Origin of the sequence: Microbacterium sp. MRS-1, assembly GCF_000585455.1 — a bacterium.
In the GTDB taxonomy this organism is placed as follows: Bacteria; Actinomycetota; Actinomycetes; order Actinomycetales; family Microbacteriaceae; genus Microbacterium; species Microbacterium laevaniformans.
Genome location: NZ_JAUF01000121.1, coordinates 1 through 2,274 on the forward strand (window position 1 = coordinate 1; position 2,274 = coordinate 2,274).

The 2,274-nt window shown below is 66.0% G+C and carries 3 protein-coding genes; all 3 read left to right on the forward strand.

Annotated features, from left to right (window positions below; genetic code table 11):
* Positions 1 to 65 precede the first annotated feature (65 nt).
* Positions 66 to 653 carry an HNH endonuclease gene (locus AS96_RS16170; protein ID WP_442921711.1) on the forward strand — a complete coding sequence of 196 codons (588 nt, stop codon included), beginning with the start codon at positions 66 to 68 and terminating at the stop codon, positions 651 to 653.
* A complete protein-coding gene (istA, locus tag AS96_RS14340; protein ID WP_442921712.1) occupies positions 538 to 1,719 on the forward strand; it encodes an IS21 family transposase in 1,182 nt (393 codons plus the stop codon). Before AS96_RS16170 ends, istA begins: the two co-directional genes overlap by 116 nt.
* Positions 1,719 to 2,274: ATP-binding protein (locus AS96_RS14345; RefSeq protein WP_036291239.1), on the forward strand; the 556-nt coding region annotated here is incomplete at its 3' end. The genes istA and AS96_RS14345, both read left to right, overlap by 1 nt.

The window sequence follows — 2,274 nt, forward strand, 5'->3', positions numbered from 1 at the left end:
ACCTCGACGTCTATCCGCGAACCAGCCGCCGACCCTCGACTACACCCTCAACTGCGAAGAGCCCGATAACCGACGGCCGGTGCTTTCACTGCGACTGTTCGCTTCTCAATTTCGAGGACGACGCGCCGCCTTCCTCTCCGGCCCGGCCACTCAACGTTGATCACGCGATACCGCGCGTCGCGGGTGGTCCGAATCGGGCTGACAACTACCTCGCCTCGTGCGAATCTTGCAACAAGAGTCGTCAGGAGACACCGTTGTCAGCCGCCGATTCTCGACGTGCTACCGAACTTTGGGCTGAGTTGGATCTCGACTCCGTGGCGGTCTCGGCGCGACAACGTGACGACTTCAAAGGTCAGGCTGTCTTCCTTTGTCGATCATGCGAAGTCCACTCCTGGCACATCGACGGTTCGCCCGGTCACCGAGCGTGCGTAGAAAGTCTTCTGCGGGGTGTCGGCGGCGCTCGAGAACTGGACAGTAGCGGCGCTCGAAAAGTGAACACTCAACGATGGGAGAGTGATCACTTTGGAAGATTGGGCGCTGATTCGCGGGTTGGCTGCGGAAGGGGTTCCGAAGGCGCAGATTGCCGCGCGGTTGGGGATCTCGCGGACGACGGTGGTCAAGGCGGTGAAATCCGACGGGCCGCCGAGGTATGAGCGGTCACCGCGGCCGACATCGTTCACGCCGTTTGAGGCTCGAGTGCGGGCGCTGCTCGCGGAGCATCCGCAGATGCCGGCGACGGTGCTCGCGGAACGGGTCGGATGGGAGGGCTCGATCCGTTGGTTCCGTGACAACGTTGCGAGGCTGAGGCCGGAGCATCGCCCGGTCGATCCTGCAGATCGATTGACCTGGGCGGCGGGTGATGCGGCGCAGTGTGATCTGTGGTTCCCGCCGCGGAAGATCCCGCTCGAGGATGGCACCGCGGTGCTGTTGCCGGTGTTGGTGATCGTCGCGGCGCACTCACGGTTCGTGACGGCGCGGATGATCCCGACGCGGAAGACGGAGGATCTGCTGCTCGGGCACTGGGAGCTCATCCAGCAGCTCGGCGCGGTTCCGCGGCGGCTGATCTGGGACAACGAGTCCGGGATCGGGCAGCGCGGACGCCTCGCACAGGGGGTCGCGTCGTTCGCGGGGACCCTCGCGACGAAGGTCGTTCAGCTGAAGCCATACGACCCGGAGTCGAAGGGGATCGTTGAGCGCCGCAACGGCTGGTTGGAGACCTCGTTCATGCCCGGCCGCACGTTCACCTCACCCTCCGACTTCAACGCGCAACTGCAGGAATGGCTCGAGAAGGCGAACGGCAGGGTGGTCCGCACGATCAAAGCACGGCCCATCGATCTGATCGGGCATGACCGGGCCCGAATGCTGCCGTTGCCGCCGATTCCGCTGCAGTTGGGTTGGCGGGAACGAGTCCGCCTCGGCCGGGACTATTACGTTCGCCTCGACGCATCCGACTACTCGGTTGACCCCGCCGCGATCGGCCGGATTGTTGATATCGCCGCGGATCTCGACAGAGTGAGAGTTCGGCTCGACGGCAGACTCGTCGCCGACCACGCCCGGGTCTGGGCGCGGGGCTCTACGATCACCGACCCCGCCCACGTTGAGGCGGCGAAGCGGCTGCGGCACCAGTTCCAGGAGCCGCGGCTGGCTGCGGCTCCTGATGATCTGAGTCGGGATCTCGCGGACTACGACCGGGCGTTCGGGATCGAGGGGGTCGCGTGATGGCCGGGAAGCAGACCGACGCGGCCAAGCAGATCACCTACCTCGCTGGCGCACTGAAGGCGCCCCGGATCACGGAAGCCGCAGCCCGGATGGCTGACCAGGCGCGGGATGCGGGTTGGTCGTTCGAGGACTATCTCGCCGCCGTCCTCGAACGCGAAGTCTCGGCCCGCAACGCTTCCGGCGCGGAGTTGCGGATCAAAGCGGCCGGGTTCCCGAGCCGGAAGACCCTCGAGGACTTCGACTGGGACGCGCAGCCCACTACCCGCCAACAGATCGCCGCTCTCGCCTCGGGAGGATTCCTCCTCGAAGCGCAGAACGTCGTCCTCCTCGGACCTCCCGGGACCGGGAAGACGCATCTCGCGACCGCGCTCGGAATCGTCGCCGCCCGCCACGGGCACCGGGTCCTGTTCGCGACCGCGACGGACTGGATCACCCGACTCACCGACGCGCACAGGCAGGGGAACCTGCCCAGAGAGCTCGCGAGGCTCCGACGTTACGGGCTGATCATCGTCGACGAAGTCGGCTACCTCCCGTTCGAGCAAGACGCCGCGAACC